We start from the raw sequence: 323 nt of genomic DNA on the forward strand, positions 1-323 counted from the left end.
CCCCCAAACCCGAGCCGGCGCCCCAACCCCAGGCGCAGCCCAAACCGGAACCCAAGCCCGAACCCGCGCCGGAGCCCAAAGCTCAACCGGCGCAGGCCCAGCCGGCAAGCCCGGGTGGCGACGGCACGCCGTATGTGACCCCGCTGGTGCGAAAGCTGGCCGCCGAGAACGACATCGACCTGAACTCGGTCACCGGCACCGGCGTCGGCGGGCGCATCCGCAAGCAGGACGTGCTGGCCGCCGCCGAAGCGAAAAAGGCGCCGGTCCCGGCCGCGGCGGCTCCCGCCGCGCAGGCCCCCGCGGCCCCCCGGGCCGCCGCGGCC

General features: G+C 76.8%; 1 protein-coding gene. It reads left to right on the forward strand.

Annotated features, from left to right (window positions below):
* Nucleotides 1-323, forward strand: a 323-nt coding sequence (locus tag BST14_RS28520) for an E3 binding domain-containing protein (RefSeq protein ID WP_211280847.1), incomplete at both ends; no start/stop codon positions are given.

This window comes from Mycobacterium arosiense ATCC BAA-1401 = DSM 45069, from assembly GCF_002086125.1.
GTDB lineage: Bacteria > Actinomycetota > Actinomycetes > Mycobacteriales > Mycobacteriaceae > Mycobacterium > Mycobacterium arosiense.